24 protein-coding genes are annotated in these 26196 nt (G+C 66.4%); 11 read left to right on the top strand and 13 right to left on the bottom strand.

Translation table 11 applies throughout. The features are described 5' to 3' along the window. Positions 1–2: 2 nt before the first annotated feature. The 5 genes from A5733_RS23410 to A5733_RS23430 all read right to left on the bottom strand — a co-directional run bounded on the left by A5733_RS23410 (position 3) and on the right by A5733_RS23430 (position 7026). Positions 3–3521 (bottom strand): DNA-directed RNA polymerase subunit beta, encoded by a 3519-nt coding sequence (locus A5733_RS23410; RefSeq protein WP_067765381.1) that lies wholly within the window; start codon positions 3519–3521, stop codon positions 3–5. Positions 3522–4039: 518 nt separating this feature from the next. Continuing rightward, positions 4040–5134 (bottom strand): ABC transporter ATP-binding protein, encoded by a 1095-nt coding sequence (locus tag A5733_RS23415; RefSeq protein ID WP_067765384.1) that lies wholly within the window; start codon positions 5132–5134, stop codon positions 4040–4042. Between the two features lie 192 nt (positions 5135–5326). Then, the gene (gene rplL / locus A5733_RS23420; RefSeq protein WP_076241830.1) at positions 5327–5719 is read right to left on the bottom strand and encodes a 50S ribosomal protein L7/L12; all 393 of its coding nucleotides are present in this window, start codon (positions 5717–5719) and stop codon (positions 5327–5329) included. A 51-nt stretch (positions 5720–5770) separates the two neighbouring features. Next, entirely contained in the window at positions 5771–6298 is a 528-nt protein-coding gene (gene rplJ, locus A5733_RS23425; protein WP_067765391.1) for a 50S ribosomal protein L10, read from the bottom strand. 275 nt (positions 6299–6573) lie between these two features. Further along, on the bottom strand, positions 6574–7026 hold the full coding sequence (locus A5733_RS23430; RefSeq protein ID WP_076241831.1) for a DUF1772 domain-containing protein: 453 nt from the start codon (positions 7024–7026) through the stop codon (positions 6574–6576). A gap of 66 nt (positions 7027–7092) precedes the next feature. On the opposite strand from A5733_RS23430, the gene A5733_RS23435 reads away from it, so the two are divergent. Then, the gene (locus A5733_RS23435) at positions 7093–7521 is read left to right on the top strand and encodes a helix-turn-helix domain-containing protein (RefSeq protein WP_076241832.1); all 429 of its coding nucleotides are present in this window, start codon (positions 7093–7095) and stop codon (positions 7519–7521) included. On the opposite strand, the gene A5733_RS23440 is transcribed toward A5733_RS23435, so the two are convergent. The 4 genes from A5733_RS23440 to A5733_RS23455 are packed head-to-tail and all read right to left on the bottom strand — an operon-like array spanning position 7422 to position 13855. After that, complete coding sequence (locus tag A5733_RS23440; RefSeq protein WP_076241833.1) at positions 7422–8318, bottom strand: ROK family protein; 897 nt, start codon at positions 8316–8318, stop codon at positions 7422–7424. The genes A5733_RS23435 and A5733_RS23440 overlap by 100 nt on opposite strands. A gap of 12 nt (positions 8319–8330) precedes the next feature. Next, a complete protein-coding gene (locus tag A5733_RS23445; RefSeq protein ID WP_076241834.1) occupies positions 8331–8945 on the bottom strand; it encodes a malonyl CoA-ACP transacylase in 615 nt (204 codons plus the stop codon). Then, positions 8942–13078, bottom strand: a complete 4137-nt coding sequence (locus A5733_RS23450) for an NEW3 domain-containing protein (protein ID WP_076241835.1) — start codon at positions 13076–13078, stop codon at positions 8942–8944. Before A5733_RS23450 ends, A5733_RS23445 begins: the two co-directional genes overlap by 4 nt. Before the next feature lie 9 nt (positions 13079–13087). Continuing rightward, positions 13088–13855: an endonuclease/exonuclease/phosphatase family protein gene (locus tag A5733_RS23455; RefSeq protein ID WP_076241836.1), complete on the bottom strand. Its 768-nt coding sequence runs from the start codon at positions 13853–13855 to the stop codon at positions 13088–13090. 65 nt (positions 13856–13920) lie between these two features. On the opposite strand from A5733_RS23455, the gene A5733_RS23460 reads away from it, so the two are divergent. Further along, the gene (locus A5733_RS23460) at positions 13921–14469 is read left to right on the top strand and encodes a hypothetical protein (RefSeq protein WP_067765413.1); all 549 of its coding nucleotides are present in this window, start codon (positions 13921–13923) and stop codon (positions 14467–14469) included. A 55-nt stretch (positions 14470–14524) separates the two neighbouring features. Here the strand turns inward: A5733_RS23460 and A5733_RS23465 are convergent, their stop codons facing one another. Then, entirely contained in the window at positions 14525–15490 is a 966-nt protein-coding gene (locus A5733_RS23465) for a YafY family protein (RefSeq protein WP_076241887.1), read from the bottom strand. A gap of 61 nt (positions 15491–15551) precedes the next feature. On the opposite strand from A5733_RS23465, the gene A5733_RS23470 reads away from it, so the two are divergent. Continuing rightward, positions 15552–16076, top strand: a complete 525-nt coding sequence (locus A5733_RS23470; protein ID WP_076241837.1) for a DinB family protein — start codon at positions 15552–15554, stop codon at positions 16074–16076. A 2-nt stretch (positions 16077–16078) separates the two neighbouring features. Then, complete coding sequence (locus A5733_RS23475) at positions 16079–16678, top strand: DinB family protein (protein WP_076241838.1); 600 nt, start codon at positions 16079–16081, stop codon at positions 16676–16678. A gap of 20 nt (positions 16679–16698) precedes the next feature. On the opposite strand, the gene A5733_RS23480 is transcribed toward A5733_RS23475, so the two are convergent. Then, on the bottom strand, positions 16699–17307 hold the full coding sequence (locus A5733_RS23480; protein ID WP_076241839.1) for a TetR/AcrR family transcriptional regulator: 609 nt from the start codon (positions 17305–17307) through the stop codon (positions 16699–16701). Positions 17308–17383: 76 nt separating this feature from the next. On the opposite strand from A5733_RS23480, the gene A5733_RS23485 reads away from it, so the two are divergent. From A5733_RS23485 to A5733_RS23515, 7 genes are all read left to right on the top strand, one after another. Beyond that, on the top strand, positions 17384–18382 hold the full coding sequence (locus tag A5733_RS23485; RefSeq protein ID WP_076241840.1) for an oxygenase MpaB family protein: 999 nt from the start codon (positions 17384–17386) through the stop codon (positions 18380–18382). 52 nt (positions 18383–18434) lie between these two features. Then, on the top strand, positions 18435–19832 hold the full coding sequence (locus tag A5733_RS23490; RefSeq protein WP_067777251.1) for an AarF/ABC1/UbiB kinase family protein: 1398 nt from the start codon (positions 18435–18437) through the stop codon (positions 19830–19832). A 9-nt stretch (positions 19833–19841) separates the two neighbouring features. Next, a complete protein-coding gene (locus A5733_RS23495) occupies positions 19842–20759 on the top strand; it encodes an alpha/beta fold hydrolase (protein ID WP_076241888.1) in 918 nt (305 codons plus the stop codon). A gap of 175 nt (positions 20760–20934) precedes the next feature. Beyond that, positions 20935–21807 (top strand): cyclopropane mycolic acid synthase family methyltransferase, encoded by an 873-nt coding sequence (locus A5733_RS23500; RefSeq protein ID WP_067777249.1) that lies wholly within the window; start codon positions 20935–20937, stop codon positions 21805–21807. Positions 21808–22000: 193 nt separating this feature from the next. Then, positions 22001–22861 (top strand): cyclopropane mycolic acid synthase family methyltransferase, encoded by an 861-nt coding sequence (locus tag A5733_RS23505; protein ID WP_067777247.1) that lies wholly within the window; start codon positions 22001–22003, stop codon positions 22859–22861. A gap of 106 nt (positions 22862–22967) precedes the next feature. Next, the gene (locus tag A5733_RS23510) at positions 22968–23663 is read left to right on the top strand and encodes a YciI family protein (protein WP_076241841.1); all 696 of its coding nucleotides are present in this window, start codon (positions 22968–22970) and stop codon (positions 23661–23663) included. A gap of 6 nt (positions 23664–23669) precedes the next feature. Beyond that, a complete protein-coding gene (locus A5733_RS23515; RefSeq protein WP_076241842.1) occupies positions 23670–24890 on the top strand; it encodes an RNA polymerase sigma factor in 1221 nt (406 codons plus the stop codon). Between the two features lie 106 nt (positions 24891–24996). Here A5733_RS23515 and rplA read toward each other — a convergent pair whose 3' ends face one another. Together rplA and rplK are read right to left on the bottom strand one after the other, a co-directional pair. Next, complete coding sequence (gene rplA, locus A5733_RS23520) at positions 24997–25704, bottom strand: 50S ribosomal protein L1 (protein ID WP_036389122.1); 708 nt, start codon at positions 25702–25704, stop codon at positions 24997–24999. A gap of 59 nt (positions 25705–25763) precedes the next feature. After that, positions 25764–26192, bottom strand: a complete 429-nt coding sequence (gene rplK, locus A5733_RS23525; RefSeq protein ID WP_067777244.1) for a 50S ribosomal protein L11 — start codon at positions 26190–26192, stop codon at positions 25764–25766. Positions 26193–26196: the final 4 nt, after the last annotated feature.

Genomic DNA, 26196 nt, shown 5'->3' on the forward strand with positions numbered 1-26196 from the left:
GACTAGGCCAGGTCTTCGACAGATGCGGATTCGTTGCGGGACAGGTTGATTCCGAGGTTGGCAGCGGCACGCTCCAAGTCCTCGTCGTCACCGTCACGCATCTCGATCGCAGCACCGTCAGAAGACAGGACCTCGACGTTGAGGCACAGCGACTGCAGCTCCTTGAGAAGCACCTTGAACGACTCGGGGATACCGGGTTCGGGGATGTTCTCGCCCTTGACGATGGCCTCGTACACCTTCACGCGGCCCACCGTGTCGTCGGACTTGATGGTCAGCAGCTCCTGCAGCGTGTAGGCCGCGCCGTAGGCCTGCATGGCCCAACATTCCATCTCACCGAACCGCTGACCACCGAACTGCGCCTTACCACCGAGCGGCTGCTGGGTGATCATCGAGTACGGGCCGGTGGAGCGGGCGTGGATCTTGTCGTCCACCAGGTGGTGCAGCTTGAGGATGTACATGTAGCCGACCGTCACCGGGTACGGGAACGGTTCGCCACTGCGGCCGTCGAACAGCGTCGCCTTGCCGTCGGCGTTCACCATGACGTCGCCGTCACGGTTGGGCAGCGTCGAGCCGAGCAGGCCGGCCAGCTCCCCTTCCTGGGCGCCGTCGAACACCGGGGTGCTGACGATGCTGTCGGCCGGGGCCGAGTACAGGTCCTCGGGCAGCTTGCCCGCCCAGTCCGGCGTCCCGGCGGCAACATCGATGTTCCAGCCGGCCTTGGCCACCCACCCGAGGTGAGTTTCCAGGATCTGGCCGATGTTCATACGACGCGGCACACCGTGGGTGTTCAGGATGATGTCCACCGGGGTGCCATCGGGCAGGAACGGCATGTCCTCGACGGGCAGGATCTTGCCGATGACGCCCTTGTTGCCGTGGCGTCCGGCGAGCTTGTCGCCGTCGGAGATCTTGCGCTTCTGGGCCACGTACACGCGGACCAGCTCGTTGACGCCGGCAGGCAGCTCGTCGTCATCCTCGCGGCTGAACACGCGGATGCCGATGACCTTGCCGGACTCACCGTGGGGCACCTTCAGCGAGGTGTCGCGAACCTCACGGGCCTTCTCACCGAAGATGGCACGCAGCAGGCGCTCTTCCGGGGTCAGCTCGGTCTCACCCTTCGGGGTGACCTTGCCGACCAGGATGTCGCCGTCGCGGACCTCGGCACCGATGCGGACGATGCCGCGCTCGTCGAGATCGGCCAGCACCTCGTCGGAGACGTTCGGGATGTCCCGGGTGATCTCCTCGGCGCCCAGCTTGGTGTCGCGGGCATCGATCTCGTGCTCTTCGATGTGGATCGAGGTGAGCACGTCCTCTTCAACCAGACGGTTGGACAGGATGATCGCGTCCTCGTAGTTGTGGCCTTCCCACGGCATGATCGCCACGAGCAGGTTCTTGCCCAGGGCCATCTCACCGTTCTCGGTGCACGGACCGTCGGCGACGACCTGGCCGGCCTCGACCCGCTGCCCGGCGTCCACGATCGGACGCTGGTTGGCGCAGGTGCCATGGTTCGACCGGGCGAACTTGCGCATCCGGTAGGTGTGCCGGGAGCCGTCGTCGGCCATCACGGTGATGTAGTCGGCGCTGACCTCTTCGACCACGCCGGCCTTCTCCGAGACGATGACGTCGCCGGCGTCGATCGCGGCGCGCAGCTCCATGCCGGTACCGACCAGCGGGGCCTCGCTGCGCACCAGCGGAACCGCCTGGCGCTGCATGTTGGCACCCATCAGGGCACGGTTGGCGTCGTCGTGCTCGAGGAACGGGATCATCGCCGTCGCGACCGACACCATCTGGCGCGGTGAGACGTCCATGTAGTCGACCTGGTCGGCCGCCACGAACTCGACCTCGCCGCCCTTCTTGCGGACCATGACGCGGTCTTCGGTGAAGCGCCCGTCGGCGTCGGTCGGCGAGTTGGCCTGCGCCACGACGTGGCGGTCCTCCTCGTCGGCGGTCAGGTAGTCGACCTGGTCAGTAACGACCCCGTCCACAACCTTCCGATACGGCGTCTCGATGAAGCCGAACGGGTTGACCCGGGCGTACACCGACAGCGAGCCGATCAGACCGATGTTCGGACCCTCAGGGGTCTCGATCGGGCACATGCGGCCGTAGTGGCTGGGGTGGACGTCGCGGACCTCAAGGCCGGCACGCTCACGGGACAGACCGCCCGGGCCCAGCGCCGACAGACGACGCTTGTGGGTCAGACCCGACAGCGGGTTGTTCTGGTCCATGAACTGCGACAGCTGGCTGGTGCCGAAGAACTCCTTGATCGCCGCCACGACGGGACGGATGTTGATCAGGGTCTGCGGCGTGATCGCCTCGACGTCCTGGGTGGTCATGCGCTCACGCACGACGCGCTCCATGCGGGACAGGCCCACGCGGATCTGGTTCTGGATCAGCTCGCCGACGGTACGCAGACGACGGTTACCGAAGTGGTCGATGTCGTCGACTTCGACCGGGACCTCGACGCCGCCCGGGACGGTCATCGTGGTCTGGCCCTCGTGCAGGCGCACCAGGTACTCGATGGTGGCGACGACGTCTTCCTCGGTCAGGGTGGTGGAAGTGAACGACTGGGCACCGTCCTTCCCGTGCAGGCCCAGCTTCTTGTTGACCTTGTAGCGGCCGACGCGGGCCAGGTCGTAGCGCTTCTCCTTGAAGAACAGGTTCTCCAGCAGGGTCTGCGCGGACTCCTTGGTCGGCGGCTCGCCCGGACGCAGCTTGCGGTAGATGTCCAGCAGCGCCTCGTCGGGACCGGCGGTGCTGTCCTTCTCGAGGGTGCCCATCATGATCTCGGAGAAGCCGAAGCGCTCGGTGATCTGCTCGTTGGTCCAGCCCAGCGCCTTGAGCAGCACGGTGACCGGCTGACGACGCTTGCGGTCGATGCGCACGCCGACGGTGTCGCGCTTGTCGACGTCGAACTCCAGCCACGCACCGCGGCCGGGGATCACCTTGACGCTGTGCAGCGTCTTCTCGGTGGACTTGTCGATGCTCTCGTCGAAGTACACACCGGGAGAGCGCACGAGCTGGCTCACCACGACACGCTCGGTGCCGTTGATGATGAAGGTGCCCTTCTCGGTCATCATCGGGAAGTCACCCATGAAGACCGTCTGGCTCTTGATCTCACCGGTGTTGTTGTTGATGAACTCGGCCGTGACGAACAGCGGGGCCGCGTACGTCATGTCCTTGTCTTTGCACTCGTCGACCGGAGCCTTGACCTCGTCGAAGCGCGGGTCGGAGAAGCTCAGCGACATCGAGCCCGAGAAATCCTCGATCGGGGAGAGCTCTTCGAGCACCTCTTCGAGCCCGCCCTTGGGGTCGGTCTCACCGCGATCGACGGCCTTCTGCCGCCATTCGTCCGAACCCACGAGCCAGTCGAAAGAATCGGTCTGAACGTCCAGAAGCCCCGGAACCTCAAGCGGTTCACGGAGCTTGGCAAATGAAACTCGGTTCGGTGCTCCTGGGACGGAGTTATTGGTGTTAGCGTTCGCTGTGCTCTGGCTAGAGACTGCCAAGATGCATCCTTCCAGCACCTCATGCGACTGTCCGGAGCGCTTCCGAAAATCCGGTTGCCGGTCCGTTAGGCCGCGATTCTGCGTCGGTTCGGCTGGCTACTTCCTGCTTCAGCCTGTCCGAAACCCATACGCACGGCACTAAGGACTAGGTGCTGAGCAATGCTCAGGCTAGAACTACGATGTGCAGGTCAGGTGAGATGGGCAGGATGCAGCCAGCGCAACGTCCAACGATAGCGCACGTCCGCCAGTTATTCAACGAGCATTCCTCGACCACCACACATCCACTGCATGAAACGGATCACTCGGCGCTGGCTGGCGTCCCTCAACCCTTCACGCATTCTGCCCAACAGATTGGCCTGTCCGGGGCCTTCCGTCAAGGGGTGACGCGCGGTTTCATGCGGCGAAATGTTGTCTGAACTGCAGTTCCCGCGCCGACCGACTGCCTACCGCCGCCCCGTGGGCTCCGGCCGCAGGTCAGCTCCTGCTCCACGACACAAATCAGGCCGGGCCCGCGGGCCCGGCCTGATTGACGAAACTCAGCTCTGCTGCGTCTGCTGCGGTACTTCGATGGCGCCGGTCGGGGCGTCGTCCTCGACCACGCGGTGGTGGCGCGTCGTCGGCTCGTCACCGAACTCGTGCACCGCGTACTTGTGGGTGCCGTCGAGGTCGTCGAGGATCGCGGCCTGGGCAGCCGGCGGCAGGGTGTGCAGGATCTCGCGCACCCGGGCCTGACGGCGGGCCACGCCCTGGCGCTCGGGCATACCCGGGGTGGCGGTCAGCTGCGGCGGCACGCCCTCGATCTCCTCGACACCACCGTCATGCTGGCCACGGTCGAGCATGGCCTGCTCGGCGGCCGCGGTGGCCTCGTCCTTCTCCTCCGACATACCGATCGGGCCGATGCGGCGGCCGTTGAGGAACTGCTTGACGACGGGCTCCTCGCTGGTCAGCAGCACCTCACGCGGGCCGAACATGACCAGCTGCTTGCGGAACAGCATGCCGATGTTGTCGGGCACGGTGCGGGCGATGTTGATGTTGTGCGTCACGATCAGCACCGTGGCGTCGATCTGGGCGTTGATGTCGATCAGCAGCTGGCTCAGGTAGGCGGTACGCACCGGATCCAGACCGGAGTCCGGCTCGTCACAGAGGATGATCTGCGGATCGAGCACCAGGGCGCGGGCCAGGCCGGCACGCTTGCGCATACCACCGGAGATCTCGCCGGGGAACTTGTGACCGTCGTTGGGCATACCGACGAGCTCGAGCTTCTCCATCACGATGTTGCGGATTTCGCTCTCGCTCTTCTTCGTGTGCTCACGCAACGGGAAGGCGGTGTTGTCGTAGATGTTCATCGAGCCGAACAACGCGCCGTCCTGGAACAGCACACCGAACAGCGTGCGGATCTCGTAGAGCTCCTTGGCCGAGCACTGCAGGATGTCGGTGCCGTCGATGACGATCGAGCCGCGCTCGGGGCGCAGCAAGCCGATCAGGGACTTCAGGAACACCGACTTACCGGTACCCGACGGGCCCAGCAGCACACTGACTTCGCCGGCGGGAATCGACATCGTGACGTCTTCCCAGATCTTTGACGATCCGAAAGATTTACTCAGTCCCGTCACATCGATTTGGACGCCCATCAAAGATCCTTCCGCCTACGGCTCACCCCGCCACCTGCTGCGGCCTGTGGCTTGAGTCACCATAGCGCACGGCGTACCACCCACACGTGCTTGTCCCTATATACCCCGTGCACTTTCAGTCCAATCCGGCGTGAACAGCAAAGAACCCCCGAATCCGAGGGGATTCGGGGGTTCTCGCAGTCCAGTGGTGAACTACTTGACGGTGACGCTGGCGCCGGCGGCCTCGAGCTTGGCCTTGGCGTCCTCGGCAGCCTCCTTGGAGACCTTCTCCAGCAGCGGCTTGGGAGCGCCGTCGACCAGATCCTTGGCTTCCTTCAGGCCCAGGCCGGAGACGATCTCGCGGACGACCTTGATGACACCGATCTTCTTGTCGCCGGCACCCTCGAGGATGACGTCGAATTCCGACTGCTCCTCGGCGGCCTCGGCGGCACCGCCGGCGTGGGCACCCGGGGCAGCGGCAACGGCGACCGGAGCGGCCGCGGTGACCTCGAAGACCTCTTCGAACTGCTTCACGAACTCAGAGAGCTCCAGCAGGGTCATTTCCTTGAAAGCGTCGAGCAGTTCGTCGGTGGACAGCTTGGCCATGGTGATGGTCCTTCCTGATTTTTCTTACAGATGTGTGGGTGGATTGTGCGGTTAAGCGGCTTCTTCGCCGGCCTTCTTCTCCTGCAGCGCCGCGGCGAGGCGGGCCACCTGAGAAGCGGGAGCGTTGAACAGGCCTGCGGCCTTGGACAGGTTGCCCTTCATGGCACCTGCCAGCTTGGCGAGCAGCACCTCGCGGGATTCGAGATCGGCGATCTTCTCGACCTCGGCGACGGACAGCGCCTTGCCGTCCATGTAGCCGCCCTTGATGACGAGCGCCTTGTGGTCCTTGGCGAACTTCTTGATCGCCTTGGCGGCGTCAACGGGCTCACCCTGGACGAACGCGATCGCCGTGGGACCGGCGAACAGCTCGTCGAGACCTTCAATGCCGGCTTCGGACGCAGCGCGCTTCACCAGAGTGTTCTTGGCGACGGTGTACGTGGCGGAGTCGCCGAGGGAACGACGCAGCTCAGCCAGGTTCGCCACAGTCAGCCCGCGGTACTCGGTGACGACGGTGGCCGTCGACGCCTTGAACTGCTCGGCAATGTCGGCAACCGCCGTGGCCTTTTCAGCCTTGGCCATGCATGCCTCCTTGTGGTGGGTATCGGGCGTCCCGCCTCGAACCGCCAACCGGGTGCCGGCCCGGAAATGACGAACGCCCCGACGCAGACAGGTCGGGGCGCACAGATACCCAGCACGAAACTGGTCTAGCCTCGTCCTCCTGCGTGGGCCGCCCGGATATCCAGGACCTTCAACCAATTCGCGCAAGCGCTCACTGGTGACCGACGGTCTTCGGTGGAACTCGACCAGAGTAGCCGAACACCTACCGATCAGCCAAAACGCGTCACCCCTCGGCGTCAGCGTGCGCCCGCGACCACCAGCAATACAAACGCCGTCGCCAGCAGTCCGACTCGCACCCAGTGCAGACGGTCCCAGCGACGCACCCACTCGTGGAAATGCGCCACGTCGGTGTCACTGTCCCTGTCACCCCAGGAGCCGGCAGCGACGCGGTTGTTGATCGGCACCAGCGTGGTGAGTGTGATCACGACGATCAGACCCATCAGCACGATCGCGGTGATGAGCAACGGGGCCGGGTTCCAGACCGCCGCGGCGATCATGAGCCCCACCGCGCCCAGGTACCAGAACGGCATCACCGTCCCGAGGATCCGGCCTCCGCTGCCGCGAGCCTGCCGGTAAGCGGTGTCAGGCAACCGCTGCAGGATCGGGTTGGTGAACGCGGCCACGCCGAACTCGACGCCGACGAGTGGGCCGAGGACGACGACGGCGAGTATTTGTAGCGCTTCTTCCATACATCGACAGTGGTCGCTAAGCTGACAAAAAACAAGGTACTGACAAATTAGTCAGTAAGGAGAGCGATGGCGGTTTCGAAGAAGGAGATCGGCGAGTGTCCGATCGACGCGACGCTGTCGGTCATCGACGGCCGGTGGAAGGGCACGATCCTGTGGCGGTTGACCGACGGGCCGATGCGCACCGCCGAGTTGCGCCGCAGCATCCCCGACATCACCGAGCGCATGCTGATCCGGCATCTGCACGATCTCGTCGACGCCGGGATCATCGACCGTCATGACGCGGGGACGGTGCCACCCTGCGTGCACTACTCGATCTCCGACTACGGGATGACACTGGCGCCGGTCCTGCAGGCGCTGTGCGACTGGGGCCGCACCCACATGCAGAAGCAGCGCGATCAGCCGCGGGCCAGGGCCGCCGCACCCACCAGGCCGGCATCGCCGCCGAGCTCGGCGGCCACCCGGCGCAGCCCACGCAGGAAGTCCAGCCCGGCGTAGTGCGCCAGCGCTTTTCGTAGCGGATCGAATAGCAGGGCCCCGGACTTGACCACTCCCCCACCGATCACCACGAGGTCCAGGTCGCACACCGCGGCCACCGACGCGATCATCGCCGCGACCGCCCGCGCACCGCGATCAAAGGCCTTGAGCGCCAACTGATCTCCAAGGCCGGCTGCATCGCCCAGCGCCTTCGCATCGGTACCGGTCCACCCCTGTCGCCGGGCCCACCGCACCATGCTGGGGCCCGATGCAACGGTCTCAACGCAGCCGTGCCCACCGCACGTACACGGCTCACCGCCGTCGGGGTCGACGACGACGTGGCCGACGTGCCCCGCGTTGCCGGTGCGGCCGTCATACGGCATCCCGTCGAGGACCAAACCCCCACCGATCCCGGTCGACACCACCATGCCGAGCAGGAATTGTGCGCCCCGGCCCGCACCACGCCATTGCTCCCCCAGCGCCATACACAGCCCGTCCCCGCCGAGCCGCACCGGCAACCGCGTCACGGCTGCCACCCGCTCGACAATCGGAAAGTCCTGCCACTGCGGGATGTTGATCGGGCTGATGGTGCCGTTGAGCAGGTGGATCGGTCCGGCCGAGGCGACGCCGACGCCGGTGACCGCGCCACCGGCAATCCGCGAGGTCTCGGCGAGCAACGTCTCGACCACACCCCACACCGTTTCCGCGTCCCCGTCGGGCGTCGGCAGTTGCGACCGATGGACCAGTTCACCGTCCGGGTCGACCAGGCCGGCCGCGATCTTGGTGCCGCCGATGTCGAGGGCCGCTGTGAGTGTCATGCAGGGTCACCTTCAGTGCTTGTGCGTGTTGTCGGGCTGGCGTGGATCACCGGGATGTTCGTAGCCGGGGGCCAGTTGCACCAGTGCCGCACATTGCGCGTCGAGCCATTGCCGAAACGCCTGCCGGCGCACGGCGGCACGCAGGTGCGAGGAAATCTGGTCACGGACCGCGTCCAGCGCCAGCGCGACGGGCGCAGTGTGCCAGCCGTTCGGCCCGCGCCCCGCGATAGCGAAGCGCAGTGGATTCCGGGCGTGATACGCCGCCACCTGCGACTCCGAAACCCGCACTGCCGCAGTCACTTCAGTGAAGACCGCACGGGCCAGGGGGTCCGCCAGCACCGCCGCGGCGACGCTGCCGATCTGCAACCGGGCGGACGTGTCGGGCAGCACCGCCTCCAGCGCCGGGGCACCATCGGCAGTCAGGCCGCGCACTGCCGCCTCCTCGGCCACCACCCGTTCGGCGGTCACCAGCTGTGTGAGCCAGCGGCGCAGTTGACGCCCCTCGCTGGTGCCCGCCCGCGGCAGCGCTGCCGCCCGGTTACCGGCCCGCACCGCGGTTTCCCGATCGTCGATCTCCTTGACCCACACCGGCTTTCCAGCCACCTGGGCCGCCCACGCCGTGTTCATCGCACCGTCACCGTGACCGCCGACGAATAGACCAGCCGTCCGGCACATCCCACCCGGACCAGTGCCCACCATTGCCCCGGCTCCAGCCACGGTGGCGGTGCGACGTCGAACACGATCTCGGCGGTACCGGCCGCGGGGATCTCCGTGCCCACCGCGGCCGGTCCGATCCATTCCCAGGTGCCCCACGGGCTGATCACATGGGCCTCGGCGGACAGGCTGCTGTGCGCGTCGGTGCCGACGGTGACCGACAGCTGCGCGGTCTCGCCGGCCTGGACGTCGACCGGTTGCGGCTCGGAGACGAGGGTGAGCACGTGGTGGCCCGGTTCGCCGACGGTGACGATGCAGACGTCCTCGACCACCTGGCGCCAGGACTGCGGCAAGGCCTCCGCACCGCTGCCGGTCACCGAGAGTTCGGCGCGCAGCGGGTACAGCCCTGGTTCGACAGTGGCCGGGACGCGCAGCAGCACATCGGTTTCCAGATGCTCACCGGGCGGCAGCAGGTAGGGCAGTTCGGTGGGCTGCACCGCCCATCCTGCCGGCGCGTGTAGCCGGATCTGGCCGTGCAGGGCGGCGTCGGTGCAGTCGCTGGCCGCCGTCAGTCGCAGCGTCACATCGGTGCCGGCTTGCGCGGTGACGCCGTCAGGATGCAGGTAGGCGACGGCCGGCAGGCCACCCAACGGGGCGGGGCCGCGGTTGTGCAACCAGTACCGGGCGTAGAGCGGCTGCGCCGTCTCGGCTTCGGGAGCCAGCTGCTGGTGCTCGCGCCGCAGCACCTGCGGCAGGTTCAATTCCGTCGATATCGTGGCGATCTGGTAGCCGTGCAGGCTCAACCGGTCAGGCTGGTCGGGCACAGGCTCTTCCAGCAGGTTCAGGTTCACCGCGGTGGACACGGTGCGCAGTCCGGAGCGCAGGGTCACTTCGGTGGCCTTGCCGGTGATCTCGATCAACCGGGCAGTTACCCCCGCGGCCGGGTCGGCGCTGCGCGCACTGCCCGACGCCAGCGGATTACCGGTGGCTTTGAGCGCACCGAGTTGCACGACGCCGGCCGGCTCGATCTCCAGCAGTGAGCCCCAGGGCGGCAGCCCGCCGACCTCCTCGGATTGCACGACCACCGGCTGCAGCGGCCGGCTGAATTCCGCGGCGCTCGATGCCACTCCGACCGTGCGCCAATCCCCGATACCGGTGACCAGGGCGTAGTCGAATGTGTGTGTCCAATGCTGCAATTGGAAGTTGGAGCCGTCCGGCGCAGTGCGCCGCGGCGGGTCGATCCACGTGCCCGACGGCCAGCCCGTACAGGACCGCATGAGCGACGTGTGCAGTGTGCCGTCGGGCTCGACGGCGAAGCTCGGCACTCCGCGGTTGAGCAGGGCGACCGTGCGGTCGTCGAACGATTCGACCGCCGACGGCGCCTGCTGGGTGACGGCGATCTCTGCGTCGGCCAACTCGTCCACGGCCGCGTCGAGGTCGCCGGCCAGGATCAGCACCGGCAACGCGCGCACACCGCGCAGATCAGCACCGGGCACCCAGTGGTCGGTCAGGGCCGCCGCGGCGGGCACCCACACTCGCGCTGAGCCGGTCTCCTCGAGCTGCCGTTTGACCTCATCGGCGTAGGACACATCGGCTTCTGCGAGAACTGCGGCAGTGAACGGGTTTTCGTCCGGACCGCCGAGCGAGAAGCGGGCATCGGGCAGGTTCGAGTCCACGCTGAGGTCACCGTAGCGGGGTTTGTCGGCGGCACTGCACGTCGCGGTCACCCCGGCCCGCACCAGGGCCACCATCAGGTTCCGCGGGTCCACTCCCTCGGCGTCGGGGGCGATCACCTCTGCCACTGATACGGCGCGGACATCCGAGCCGATGCGTATCCGCACGGCCGAGGACAGTCCGAACCAGCCGTAGGCCGGATTGTCCAGCGTCCAGGGATGCTGTGCCGCGTCGACGGCAGTGTCGGCGCCGTGTGCGTGCATCAACCCGAACCCGCGCCCGATCACCGCGTCGCCGACCTCACTGACCGGCAGCGCCCCGGGCACCGGGCACGGCCAGCGCAGGCGTACCAGTCGGTCGGCTCCGGTGAACTCGTCGATCGTGGTGCGGCAGTCGACCCGGTCCACGCCGTCCCAGAGCGTGAGGATCTGGGTGTAGCGCAACAGATCTCCGATCCGGCCACGCACGATCACCCGTTGCCCCAGTGCACTGCGGTAGCACTGCACGGACTCGGCCGGGAAGGCCGACGAGCATTGCACGCCCCCGGTGGGCAACAGGTGCCAGGGGCCCTCGCCGGCCTCCGGGTGGGCCGGATACTCCTCGTACACGGCCAGTTCGTTGCCGACGCCACCGTCGGAGATGAGTTCTGTTCCGTCGTCGGCGAGCGAGCACACCCCGCCGCCGCGGGCCGCGTCGACGCGTAACCGGTAGCGCTCGTTGGCGATCAGATCGCCCGCCATCGGCTGCCAGCCGTGCGCCGTCCCGGCGGCGAACCGGTAGGACCGCCACCCCAGTGAGGGAACATCACGGGCCAACCAGCTCACCGTCGCCCCATCATGCTCGACCAGAACGGGCACCTCATCGCCGTCGCTGTCGAGGAGCTTGCCGGGGAAGGGTTGCTCCAGGTGCACGGTGACGATGTCGGACCGGTTGTGCGCCAGCGTGTTCCACACCACCACGGAACCGTCGACCACTTCGGAGAGCAGGCGCAGTGAATTGTCGCGCGCCGTGACGCCCAATTCCCAGGCGTCCCGCCAGCCCGTCAGCAGGTCGAGATACACCTGATCGGACTCCGAGCCGGTGATGGCGTCGTGGTGGGCGCCGTAGGCCAGTTGCACCCAGGCCTTGGCCAGTGCCGCCTGCGGATAGTCGGCGCCGCCGAGCAGCCCGGCGAACACGGCGAATTTCTCCGCGTCGAGCACCGCGTCCTCGGCGGCCCGGTTGGCCTGCTTGGTGTCGATGTAGGAGACGTCTTTGCCGGTGTAGATCGGGTTCATGTCGCGGGTCTGCGGCGAGGGCGTGATGCCCCGGCACGCGGCCTCCTCCCGCACCGCCGCGAAGAACTCCGATGGCAGCGCACACACGAACTTGGGCCAGGCGTATCGCGCGTTCCAGTCCCGGTGGATCTGGGTGACCCACTTGTTGGGCGGCGTGTAGTCGGTGCCGACGGGCAACAACACGTTGCGGGTCAACGCAACTCGTTTGAGTTTGGCGAACAGCGCGTACGTGGACCCCTCCGCGTCGGCCAGACAGGCGGCGGAGTCCATCCACCATCCGGCCGAGTAGTGCGCGGGCATGTAGTGGGTCAACAATCCGCGGCCCGACGGGGCAATCCACTCGAACTCGCTGGCGAACTGCATCCGCTCGGGGTCACCGTCATGTTGCATCGGCCCCCACTGATGATGTGGCCCGCGCGCCCAAGAACTGGAGGTCAGCCCGGCGTCGGCGGCCATCCCGGGAAACTGCGGATCATGCCCGAACACGTCGAGTTGCCACGCGGTGGCCGGCTTGGCACCCAGTACATCGCGCTGAAAACCCATGCCGTGCACGAAGTTCCGGATGGCAGTCTCGGGACTGGTGAGGTTGGTGTTGGGCTCGTTGTAGGTGCCGCCCATGATCTCGACGCGCCCCTCGGCGATGAACCGGCGAAGGTCGGCCCGGTCCTCCGGGCGGGCGTCCCAGTAGGGCTTGAGGTAGTCCACCTCGGCGAGCACGAACTTGTATTCCGGTTCGCGACGGGCCATTTCCAGGTGGGCGTGGACCAGGTCGAATCCGTTGGTCTGCCGGCACTGGCCGGGCGGGTCTTCGGTCCATACGCTCGTGTAGGCGGCCTGGGTGTTCCACCAGACCGGGTCGTAGTGGAAGTGGCTGATCATGTACATGGTCCAGCCGGGCTCGGCGACGGTGAATTCGAAGTCGGTCGTGTTCACCCGGGCCTGCCGGACCTGCCCCGGCACGCCGCGTTCGACATCGACCGGGACCTCGACGATGCCTTCCCCGGGCGCCGCGACCGCCTCTCCGGACAGTCCGTCGCCGCTGATCCGCACCGGCGTCGGCGCCGTGCAACCCGCGTAGCGCACCCGGACCAGCTGCCGAGGCGCGTCGTCGGGCCCGGCAAACAGCTCCGTCGTCTCCACTGACGTGACGTGCATCGGAAAACCCTACGGCTTGGCGGACACCGGGATGTCGACAACCAACGCCCGGTGATCCGAGATCGCCAGACGCGGTGCGGTGCAGTCCCCGGCGGTCAGGCTCGGATCGTCGGTGAGGATGTGGTCGAGTTGCGTCGTGGGCTCATCGGCCGGGAATGTCGGTGCGCTGCCGAGCGGATGCCAGCGGGCCGGCCGGCCCGGTCCCATGTTGAGGTCCCCCATGAGCAGGCGCGGACCAGGGAAACCCCGCAGATCCCGCACCAGGTGGCGCAGTTGCACCCGGTTCCAGTTCGGGACGAACGACAGGTGGGTGTTGGCTACCGTCATCGGGCCCAGCGGGGTGTCGACACGGGCAACCACTGCCGCCCGCGGTTCCTCGTGGATGATCCGGAACTGCTGGATTCCCGAGACGTACATCGGGAATCGGAACGGAATGCGCGGCAGCCGTACCACCTGCCAGTTCTCCACCGGATACCGCGACAGCAGGGCGATACCGTAGGCGGCGGTTCCGGGCTGTTCGCTGCCGGTGGCGGCCATCCAGGTGGCACCGGGTGTTCCGGAGATCGCGGCGACGAACCGGTGGTTCACGGCGTTCATCGCCTCGGCCGCCACGGCGGTCAGGTCGGCCTTTCCCGAACGGGGCTGATCACAGTCGACTTCCTGCAACGCCAGGATGTCGGCGTCGAGTTCGGCCACCGCGTCGGCCAATCGGCTCAGGTCGACGTCGCCGTCGTGAACGCTTCGTCCGTGCAGAATGTTGAAAGTTGCCAGCCGCATGGGTACTCCATACCCACAACTGCATCCGACCACCATGACGATGCCCGAGACCCCGGGATGGCACCGTGCTCGACCGCAACGATGACCTGCGTGACGCGCTCAAACGCGCGGCCTCGGCATTCAAGACGCACGGACCCGACTTCGCGCTGGCCGGTAGCTATGCGTTGTGGGCTTACGGCGCACCCGAGCCGGTGCACGACGTCGATTTCGTCGTGTCCGAAACCGACGCCGAGGCCGCCGAGGTGACGCTCCGCAAGGCCGGATTTCAGATCGTGCACGTGCCTGAAGATTGGTTGTTCAAGGCCTATCCCGACGACGACGTCCTCGTCGACGTGCTCTACCAACTCAACGGGAAGTCGGTGGGCCCCGAACTGCTCGGTTCGGCCGAGGTGCTCGACGTGCTGGCGATCCGGATGCCGGTGTTGCCACCGACGGTGGTGGTGTCGGAGAAACTCCGGTCGCTCAATGAGCACCATTGCGATTTCGCGGCGCTGCTGCCGGCCGCCCGCGCGGTGCGCGAACAGGTGGACTGGGATGCGGTGCGGATCGCGACGGCCGACAACGATTTCGCCGCAGCGTTCCTGATGCTCATCGACCGGCTCGGCATCACCTGATTTCTCCCGCCGAACAGACGCAAACCCGCACAACTTCGGCGGAATTTGTACGGGTTTACGTCTGCTCGCGAGGGGACGCGCGGTGCAACCGGGTCGCGACGGTGCGCACCGCCTCGATCACCTCGGGCGGTTCGAGCACCTCGAAGTCGTGCCCCACGGTGGCGAAGTACAACACCATACGTTCGGGGTCGTCGGCTCCGGCGGTGACGATGCAGGCATCGGGTCCGTCGGGTTCGACCGTGACCGACGCCGGAGGAAACTGTTGTGACACAACGTCATGGGGCGCAAAGTAGCGCACCCGAGCGACGTAGCGGTAGGGCGAGGAACTGATCGCCCGCCGTACGTAGTCGGCCGCGTCCGGGGCTTCGCGCGGAGTAAAGATACTGCCGCGGGCTGTCACCGACGACATCCGGTCCAGCCGCAGGGTGCGCCAGTCCACGCGGTCGCGGTCATGGGCCATCAGGTACCACCGCCGCCCGGTGGTCACCAGTTGGTAGGGCTCCAGTCGGCGCTGCGTCTGATTACCCCGGATGTCGGTGTAGTCGAGGCTGACGTGTTCATGGTCGCGGCAGGCCCGGGCCAGCGTCATCAGCACATCCGGTTCCACCGGCCGGTCCGACGAGTTGGGCGCCAAGGTCACGGTGGCGTCGTGCACCGCAGCGACCTGCGAGCGCAATCGGGCCGGCATGACCTGGTCGAGTTTGGACAGGGCCCGCAGGGCGGATTCCCCGACGCCCGCGACGCTGCCGCCGGCGGCCAGCCGCAGACAGACGGCCATGGCAACGGCTTCGTCGGAGTCGAGCAGCAGCGGCGGCAGTGCCGCTCCCGCACCCAGTTGGTAGCCGCCGCCGTGGCCCTTGCTGGCGTGCACCGGATAGCCCAGCTCACGCAATCGCTCGATATCCCGACGGACGCTGCGGGTGGTGACGCCGAGACGTTCGGCCAATTCCTGACTTGTCCAGGCCCGACGCGATTGCAACAGCCCGAGAAGGTGCAGCACGCGGCCGGTGGTTTCCGACATGGCCACAGTGTCGCGCACTTTTAGGACCGAAACTGTCCTATAGGCGTGAGACGGTATCCGTATGTGGACCAACCTGCTGGCCGAGCAACTGGACTTCCACTGGACGCATCAACTCCGCGGCCGCCTGGACGGCCTGACCGACGAGGAGTATTTCTGGCAACCGGTACCGAACTGCTGGACGGTGCATCCCGACGGCGCCATCGATTTCCGTTATCCGGCGCCGCAACCGGAACCGTTCACCACCATCGCCTGGCGGCTGGCGCATGTGATCGTCGGCGTGTTCGCGATGCGCAACCACTCCCATTTCGGCGGCCCGCCCGCCGATTACGGGTCATGGCCGTACGCCACCGACGCGACCACCGCGCTGACCCAACTCGATGACACCTATCGACATTGGATCGACGGGGTCCGCGGGCTCGACGAGGATGACCTGAACCGTCCGTGCGGGCCGGCCGAGGGGCCCTACGGCAACGAACCGATGGCCACGCTGATTCTGCACATCAACCGCGAAGTCATCCATCACGGTGCAGAAATCGCCTGCATCCGTGACCTTTACGCACACACCAACACCACCGAGGAGAACTGAACATGCCAGGAATGCCGCCACCCGCCGCCGACGAGCGCCACACGCTGATCGAGTTCCTCGCCTTCCAGCAGAACGCCTTTTTCGCCGTGGCCCACGGGCTGACCGACGAGCAGGCCCGGTCCACCCCGTCGGTCAGCGCGCTGTCGGTCGGCGGCCTGATCAAACACGTCACCGCCGTGCAGAAGAGCTGGGCCGCCCGGGTCGAACACGGACCGCAGTTCCCGCCGGCCGATCCCCGGCCGTTCGAGGAACAGGCAGCCGAGTACGCCGACATGCACGTGATGCGCGAGGACGAGACCCTGGCCGGCCTGCTTGAGGCGTTCAAGGCCCAGAACGCCGAGACGCTGCGGGCTTTCGCCGAGCGCGATCTCGACACCGCCGTCCCGGTCCCCCACGATGTGCCATGGTTTCCCCAAGACGTCGACTCCTGGTCGGTGCGGTGGGTGGCCATGCATCTGATCGAGGAACTCAGCCGGCACGCCGGGCATGCCGACATCATCCGCGAATCCGTCGACCGCGCAACGATGTACGAGCTGTTGGCGGCCGAGGAGCAGTGGCCGGAGACCGAATGGATCAAGCGCTGGCGGCCGGCTTCTACCTAACTGGCGGCACCGCCGCCTGCCTAACGGCCCAACACCAGCCGCAGCGCATGGTCCACCACAACCTCCAGATCGTCACCGAGGTTGCCGGTCAACCATTGCTGGGCCAGCTCGGCCATCGCCCCGGTGTACATGGCCGCGCCCACCTGCGCGGCCACCGGGTCGGAGTTCGGGCTGAGCCGGCCACCTTCGGACAACACGGCCTCGCGCAGCAGGTCCTGGGTGGCGGCCCGGCGTGAGGCCAGCACGGGGTTGGCCCGGGCGTCGGTGAACAGCACCCGTCCCCGGCGTGAGTCGGCCGAGCTGAAACCCAGCACGGCGGCGATCCCGGCGCGGGTCCGGGCCCGTACGGAGTCGCCAGCCCCGACCATCGCGGCCTCGACGTCGGTGGCCAGGTCCGCGCTGACCTCGTCGTAGACCGCGCCCAAGAGGTCGTCGGTGTCGGCGAAGCTCTCGTAGAAATACCGGGTGTTCAGCCCGCATTCGCGGCAGACCGAGCGCACCGAGAGCGCGGCCTCGCCGCCGTCGCCGAACAGCCGAAACGCCGCGTCGATCAGCAGCGCACGGCGTTCGGCACGGCGGTCGGTCAGCGGCACGCCGGCCCATCGCGTCGGGCTGGACGCTTCTGGCATTGCCACAGCTTAAGTCTGGTCACACCTGTACCCAAAATGTATTCTGGCTACAGACGTAACCAGAAAGGGGCGCGCGGTGGACATGCCACACCAGATCCTCGAGCAGATGCTGCAGCGGAAGTTCGACAAGGACGTTCGTCAGCACTACTTCCGAGGCATGGAGTTCGCCGGGCCGGCCGGCGATCCCGGTTGGTTCGGCCCCGGCAGCGCGGTCTGGCATGTGCATTCCCACACCGAGGCGCTCATCTTCGGCCTGCAGTGCGCGGCGTACATGGAACGGCTCGATCCCTCCATCTACTGGATGGGCATGCACCATTCGCGATTGGTCAAGCGCGATCCCGAGACCGGTATCGCCGTACCGCAGATCGACCCGCAGGGTGCGGCGGTACGCCTCGGCCACTCCATCGCGTTCTTCATCGGCACCGCCTACGGCAACACCGAGACCGCCGAACGAGTCTCCAAGACGGTCCGCTCCATGCACCACACCATCAAGGGCACCCGTCCCGACGGCGCGGCCTACGACGCCGACGATCCGGACTGGCTGCGCTGGAACTACGCCACCGTGGTGTGGGGGCTGGCCACCGCGCACGAGATCTATCATCCGAACCCGTTGCGCGGCAAGAAACTTGACCGCTATTACGGTGAGTTCATCCGGGTGGGCCACGCCCTGGGCGGCACCGACCTGCCGGCCACCAAGGCCGAGACACTGGAGTGCCTGGAGTCCTACCTACCCAAGCTGGCGCTCACCCACGGCGCGGCGATGGCCACCGGACCCAATCTGCCGATGCCGCAGAGCGCAGTGGACTGGGCCATCCGCGACACCATGCCGAAGTGGGCCAAGCAGCTGATCGGGCACACCGATCCGAACCCGATCGAGCGGGCGGCGCGGCGCGCGCTCGTGTGGTCGATCATCAATGGTCTGCACACCGCGGCCGGCGCCACGCTCGAGTTCCGGCAGGCGCAGAAGCGCGTCGCACATGGCACCACCGTGCCCCACACCGAGCCGACCTACGTGCGCGGCAGCGACCCGGTTCTCAGCCGTGAAGAGATCGAACACGACTTTGCATCGGTGTGACGCACGGCACAGATATTTTTCGCGCGACCGCGGGCTTTGAGACACTGCAGCTATGAGCACTACGCCGCCGAAAACCAAGCACCGTGAGGTCGCCAGGTTGAGCCGGGTGCCCTTGCCGGTGGAGGCCGCCCGCATCGGTGCCACGGGTTGGCAGATCACCCGGACCGGGGCCCGCGTCGCCGCCAACATGTTCGGCCGCGGATCCCTGCAGCAGAAGATCATCAAGCAGGTGCCGCAGACCTTCTCCGACCTGGGCCCCACCTACGTCAAGTTCGGCCAGATCATCGCCTCCAGCCCCGGCGCCTTCGGTGAACCGCTGAGCCGTGAATTCCGCGGCCTGCTCGACCGGGTGCCCCCGGCGAATGCGGAAGCTGTACACCAGCTTTTCAAAGAGGAGCTCGGCGACGAGCCCTCGAACCTGTTCAAGAGCTTCGACGAGAAGCCCTTCGCGTCGGCCTCGATCGCGCAGGTGCACTACGCCACGTTGCACAGCGGCGAAGAGGTCGTGGTCAAGATCCAGCGCCCGGGTATCCGCCGCCGGGTCGCTGCGGACCTGCAGATCCTCAAGCGCGGCGCCCAACTGGTCGAGTTGGCCAAGCTGGGCCGGCGGCTCTCGGCCCAGGACGTGGTCGCCGATTTCGCCGACAACCTGGCCGAGGAGCTGGACTTCCGGCTGGAGGCCCAGTCGATGGACGCGTGGGTGTCGCACATGCACGCCTCACCGCTGGGCGAGAACATCCGGGTGCCGCAGGTGTACTGGGATCTGACCAGCCAGCGCGTGCTGACCATGGAGCGGGTCACCGGGGTACGTATCGACGATGTCGCCGCGATCCGCAAGAAGGGCTTTGACGGCACCGAGCTGGTGAAGGCCCTGTTGTTCAGCGTGTTCGAGGGCGGCCTCAAGCACGGCCTGTTCCACGGCGACCTGCACGCGGGCAATTTGTACGTCGACGACGACGGCAAGGTCGTGTTCTTCGACTTCGGCATCATGGGCCGCATCGACCCGCGCACGCGCTGGCTGCTGCGGGAGCTGGTGTACGCCCTGCTGGTCAAGAAGGACCATGCCGCGGCAGGCAAGATCGTGGTGCTGATGGGGGCCGTGGGGACGGTGAAACCCGAGGGGCAAGCCGCCAAGGATCTGGAGGCGTTTGCCACTCCCCTGACCATGAAGTCGCTGGGCGATATGTCGTACGCCGAAATCGGCAAGCAGCTCTCCGCGCTGGCCGACGCCTACGACGTCAAGCTGCCCCGCGAGCTGGTGCTGATCGGTAAGCAGTTCCTCTATGTCGAGCGCTACATGAAGCTGTTGGCACCGAAGTGGCAGATGATGAACGATCCTCAGCTCACCGGCTACTTCGCGAACTTCATGGTGGACATCAGCCGGGATCACAAGGATTCAGCCGACGAGCGCTTGCGCGAGGAGAATTCAGCCCAGGGGATCGAGGACTGAGTGGCCGGCATGAAGGTGCGCAGCGGCTACGCCAAGTCGGGCGCCAATCCCGGCGATGTCGATCTCTACTACGAGGACATGGGCGACCCCAACGATCCGGCCGTGCTGCTGATCATGGGCCTGGGTGCGCAGATGTTGTTGTGGCGCACCGGGTTCTGCGAAATGCTGGTCAATCAGGGGTTGCGGGTCATCCGGTACGACAACCGTGACGTGGGCCTGTCCACCAAGCTGTCCGGCAAGCGCGTCGACACCCCGCTGGCGCTGCGGATGGCCCGGTCGTTCCTCGGCCTGCGCAGCCCGGCGGTCTACACGCTCGAAGACGTCGCCGACGATGCCGCTGCGCTGCTCGATCACCTCGGCGTCGACGACGCGCACATCGTGGGCGGTTCGATGGGCGGGATGATCGCCCAGGTGTTCGCCGCCCGGCACGCCCAGCGCACCAGGTCGCTGGCGGTGATCTTCTCCAGCAACAACCAGCCGTTGTTGCCTCCGCCGGGCGTGCGGCAACTGCTGTCGATCATCACCGGACCGCCCGCGGGCTCGTCGCGGGAAGCCATCATCGACAACTCTGTTCGGATCAGCCGGCTCAACGGCAGCCCGGCCTATCCCACCCCGGAAGAAGAGATCCGCGCCCAGGCCGCCGAACTGTACGACCGGGCCTACTACCCGGCCGGGATCGCCCGGCATTTCGATGCCATCCTCGGCAGCGGCAGCCTGCGCCACCACGACAAGTTGATCACCGCCCCCACCGTGGTGATCCACGGTCGCGCGGATCGGCTGATGCGTCCGCACGGCGGACGTGCGGTGGCCCGGGCGATCGCCGGCGCCCGCCTGGTGCTGATCGACGGGATGGGACACGAGCTGCCCGAACCGGTGTGGGACGAGGTTGTCGGGGAGCTCAAGACAAACTTCGCCAACGCCGGCTAGGTTTTCGCGTACGCAACGTTAATTGGGCCCTCGATGATTTGCTGGGCACAAAACGCTCGGTAGCTGGCCGATGTCGCTCTACAGTGGCTGCAGCAGTCTGGGGGGGCGGCTAGGTCAAGACGTGGCTTGGTGCGGCTCCGCCCGGTCGGTTTCTGCCCCCCCAAGAGGTGCCTCTGTGGCCAAACATCCGGTCAAGCTCAAGCCCCATTTCGACGACGTACAGGCTCATTACGACCTGTCCGACGATTTCTTCGCCCTGTTCCTGGATCCGACGCGGACCTACAGCTGCGCGTACTTCGAACGTGACGACATGACGCTCGAAGAAGCCCAGCTCGCCAAGATCGACCTGGCGCTGGGCAAACTGGGGTTGCAGCCCGGGATGACCCTGCTCGACGTGGGATGCGGCTGGGGCGGGACGATGATGCGCGCGCTCGAGCGCTATGACGTCAACGTCGTCGGGCTGACGCTCAGCCGCAACCAGGCCGACCACGTGCAGCAGCGCTTCGACAACTCCGGCAGCACGCGCAGCAAGCGGGTACTGCTGGCGGGTTGGGAAGAGTTCGACGAGCCGGTGGACCGGATCGTCTCGATCGGGGCATTCGAGCATTTCGGGCCCGACCGCTATGACGATTTCTTCCGTTTCGCCTACCGCGTGTTGCCCGACGACGGGGTGATGCTGCTGCACACCATCACCGCGATGCACCCGCGCTACGCGAAGGAGCGGGGCATCCCGCTGACCTTCGAACTGGCGAAGTTCATCAAGTTCATCCTCACCGAGATCTTCCCGGGCGGTCGGTTGCCTTCGGTCGAGATGGTCGAGGAGCACGCCGGCCGGGCCTCGTTCACGTTGACGCGCCGGCAGCCGCTGCAGCCGCATTACGCGCGCACCCTCGACATCTGGGCGGCGAACCTGGAGGCTCACCACGACGAGGCGGTCGAGATTCAGTCTCAAGAGGTCTATGACCGCTACATGCGGTATCTCACTGGTTGCGCAAACCTCTTCCGGGTCGGATACACCGACGTCAACCAGTTCACCCTGCAGAAGTAACCGTGTCGTCGGGCTTCGCTACCGCAGCAGTCTGCGGTGAATTTCGGCGGGAACCGCTGGCCAGCCCATTGACCGCGTCAGCCACCGAATTTGCCGACGCGACACTTTGACACTTGTCAGGCCGCGCTGATAGTCACCTGTTGTAGGCTGACGACTCGGCGGGGAGAACTCTAACGCTTGGAGCAATTCGAATATGTCGAAGTTGACACCCAAATATGAAGAACTGCAGTCGATCTACGACATTTCAAACGAATTCTACGAACTGTTCCTGGGTCCCACAATGGGCTACACGTGCGGCTATTACGAACGTGAGGACATGACGGGCGCCGAGGCGCAGATCGCCAAGTTCGACCTGGCACTGGGCAAGCTCGGCCTGGAGCCCGGCATGACCCTGCTGGACATCGGCTGCGGCTGGGGCGCCTGCATGGCCCGGGCGATCGAGAAATACGACGTCAACGTCATCGGTCTGACCCTCAGCGGCGAGCAGCGGGAATACGCCATCGAAAAGCTCTCCCAGGTGCCCACCAACCGCAATATCGAGGTGCGGCTGCAGGGCTGGGAGGAGTTCACCGACAAAGTCGACCGCATCGTGTCGATCGGTGCCTTCGAGCATTTCGGATTCGAGCGGTATCCGGCGTTTTTCGAGACCGCCTACAACGCGCTGCCCGACGACGGCGTCATGCTGCTGCACAACATCACCGGATTCGACCTCCGTCAGGGCCAGAAGCTGGGCCTGCACATGACGTTCGAAGACGCTCGGTTCGCCCGGTTCATCATGACCGAGATCTTCCCCGGCGGCCGGTTGCCCTCGGTCGAGATGGAGAAAGAAAAGGCGCTCGAAGCCGGCTTCAAGCTCACGCAGCTGCAGGAGATCGGCCCGCATTACGTCCGGACGCTCAAGTACTGGGCCGACGCCCTCGAGGCGCACAAGGACGAGGCGATCGCGATTCAGAGCCAGGAAATCTACGACCGCTACGACAAGTACCTAAACGGCTGCCAGAAGTACTTCGCTTCGGGCCACATCAGCGTGCACCAGTTCACGCTGCAGAAGTAGTCGCCGAAACTTTTCTCGGCACGCTGTCGGATCTCGCCGACGCCGCTCGTCGGTTGGGTAGAGAGTGGAACAGACGGTTCTGCTCACTGCCCACCGGAGGACGACGATGCTGTACTTCGCTTTATTGATCAGCCCGGACGTGGAGCTCACCGCGGAGCAGCGGGCTGAGGGAATGGCCGCCTTCGAGGCATTTCACGCCAAGGCCCGGTCGGCGATACGGGCCGGTGACGCGCTGGACAAGGCCGCTGCCGCCACGCGGATCAGCGGCGGGCCCGACGCGCCCGTGGTCACCGACGGTCCGTTCGCCGAGGGCGCCGAGGTGGCTTGCGGCTACTACGTCTTCGAGGCCGACAACCTCGACGAGGTGCTGGCTCTGGCGCGGGACATCCCGGTCGCCCAATTCGGCGCGGTCGAGGTGTGGCCCATCGTCCACTGGCAGGCACCCGAGCAGCCGCTCGGAAACGATTGGCTGGCACTGCTGCTGGAACCGCCGGAGCTGGTGAACACTCCCGGCACCGACGAATGGAACGCCCAGGCGGCCCAGCACGTCGAACTCGCCAAGACCATCGGCGATCAGACGCTGGCCGGTGCGCCGTTGCATCCGCCGTCGACGGCGACCACCGTGCGCGTACGTGAGGGCAAGGTGATGATCACCGACGGCCCGTATGCCGAAGGCGCCGAAGTGGCCAACGGCTTCTATGTGTTGCGGGCCGCCGATCGTGACGAAGCGGTCAAGCTGGCGTCGATGATTCCGGCGTCGGCCGTCGAGGTTCGGCGGTTGTCGGGGCTGGCCGGTCTGTAATCGCCGATGACCCGACTGGACGGCATCTTTCGGCGCGAGTGGGGTCCGGCGGTAGCCGTCATCGCTCGTTGGTCGGACGATCTCACGGTGGCCGAGGATGCCGTCCAAGAGGCCTGCGCACAGGCCATCCGGGTATGGCCGGACCAGGGAGTCCCGACCAATCCCGGGGCGTGGCTGACCACCGTGGCGCGTAATCGGGCGCTGGACCGGCTGCGACGTGAATCTGCGCGCGCCGGAAAGGAATTCGCCGCCGCGTACGAACGGGTCGGGACGTCAGAGGAGATCGAGTTGCATCCCGTGCGCGACGACGAACTGCGGATGATGTTCACCTGCGCGCATCCGGCATTGGACCGCAGCTCGCAACTGGCGCTCACCCTCCGGCTGATCTCCGGGCTGACCGTCACCGAGATAGCTCGTGCCCTGTTACAGAGCGAAGCGGCCGTCGGTCAGCGAATCACCCGTGCCAAGAACAAGATTCGACAAGCCAACATCCCGTTGCGGGTTCCGCCGCCAGAGCTGCTGGGTGAGCGCACCCCGCATGTCCTCGGCTGTGTGTATTCGGTGTTCACCGAGGGCTACTGGTCGACGGGCGGTCCATCGGCGATCCGCGATGAACTGTGCGACGAAGGTGTACGGCTCGCACATGAACTGTGCGATCTGATGCCGGACAACCGCGACGCACATGCGCTCGCCGCCCTTGTGCTGCTGCATGATTCGCGTCGGAGGACCCGGGTCGACGCCACCGGCGCCCTGGTGCCGCTCGATGAGCAGGACCGTGACCGTTGGGACCGTGGCCGTATCGCGCGGGGTCTGGAACAGCTGCGGCTCGCAGAAGGCGCACCCGGAACATATCTTCCGCAAGCGGTGATCGCGGCCCTGCACGCGACGGCGCCGGCCTGGCCGCACACCGACTGGGCCACAATCTGCCTGGCCTATGATCGTCTGCTCGCCCTGACCGACTCGCCGGTGGTCCGCGCAAATCGCGCGCTGGCCATCGGGTTTCGTGACGGGTTCGATGCCGGTCTGGCTGCGCTCGACGAGGCCGGCACGGACCCGCGGTTGGCCAGGACGAACACGGTGGCCTCCATCCGCGCCGATCTTCTCCGGCGAGCCGGCCGACGCGTTGAGGCGCAGCGGTGGTACCGGATCGCGCTGGAGGCCGAGAACGTGTCCGCACCCGCGGCGGCATTCCTGCGCCGTCGCCTCGCGGAGTGCGTCGGCTGTTGATGCCCAACAGACACAAACCTGCCCCTTTTCAACCGAAAAGGGGCAGGTTTGTGTCTGCTCGCGCAGGAAAAACTAGGCCGCGGTGCCGAATGGTCGGCTCCGCAAGCTACGCCTCGGTGAAGTTCCGGGTCACCGCCGGGTCAACCGGGATACCCGGACCGGTGGTGGTGGAGACGGTCACCTTCTTGAGGTAACGACCCTTCGAGGACGACGGCTTGGCCCGCAGCACCTCGTCGAGCGCGGCGCCGTAGTTCTCGGCCAGCTTGGCCTCGTCGAAGGACGCCTTGCCGATCACGAAGTGCAGGTTGGCCTGCTTGTCGACACGGAAGTTGATCTTGCCGCCCTTGATGTCGGCCACAGCCTTGGTGACATCGGGGGTGACGGTGCCGGTCTTGGGGTTCGGCATCAGACCGCGCGGGCCCAGCACGCGGGCGATCCGACCGACCTTGGCCATCTGATCCGGGGTGGCGATGGCGGCGTCGAAGTCCAGGAACCCGCCCTGGATCTTCTCGATGAGGTCGTCGCTGCCGACCACGTCGGCACCGGCGGCCAGCGCCTGCTCGGCCTTCTCACCGACGGCGAACACGGCGACGCGGGCGGTCTTACCGGTGCCGTGGGGCAGGTTGACGGTGCCGCGGACCATCTGGTCAGCCTTGCGGGGGTCAACGCCGAGGCGGATGGCGACCTCGACGGTGGCGTCCTGCTTCTTGGAGGAGGTCTCCTTGGCCAACTTCGCCGCCTCAAGCGGGGTGTAAAGCTTGGTCCGGTCGACCTTCTCCGCGGCTTCGCGGTATGCCTTGCTGTTCTTGCTCATTGAATCTCCTTGACAGAAGTTGTGGTTGGCGGGCCGAAGCTGGCCCTCCCACACGTGCCTTATTCGACCGTGATACCCATGGACCGGGCGGTGCCGGCGATGATCTTCGACGCAGCGTCGACATCGTTGGCGTTGAGATCGGCCTTCTTGGTCTCGGCGATCTCGCGCACCTGGTCCCAGGTCACCTTGGCGACCTTGGTCTTGTGCGGCTCGCCCGAACCCTTCTGCACACCGGCTGCCTTGAGCAGCAGCTTGGCGGCGGGCGGGGTCTTCAGTGCGAACGTGAAGCTGCGGTCCTCGTAGACGGTGATCTCCACGGGGATGACGTTTCCGCGCTGCGACTCGGTCGCGGCGTTGTACGCCTTGCAGAACTCCATGATGTTGACGCCGTGCTGGCCAAGTGCAGGACCGACCGGCGGGGCGGGGTTGGCCTGCCCGGCCTGGATCTGCAGCTTGATGAGCCCGGCGACCTTCTTCTTCGGGGCCATGCTT

Source organism: Mycobacterium sp. NS-7484 (genome assembly GCF_001953975.1).
GTDB lineage: Bacteria > Actinomycetota > Actinomycetes > Mycobacteriales > Mycobacteriaceae > Mycobacterium.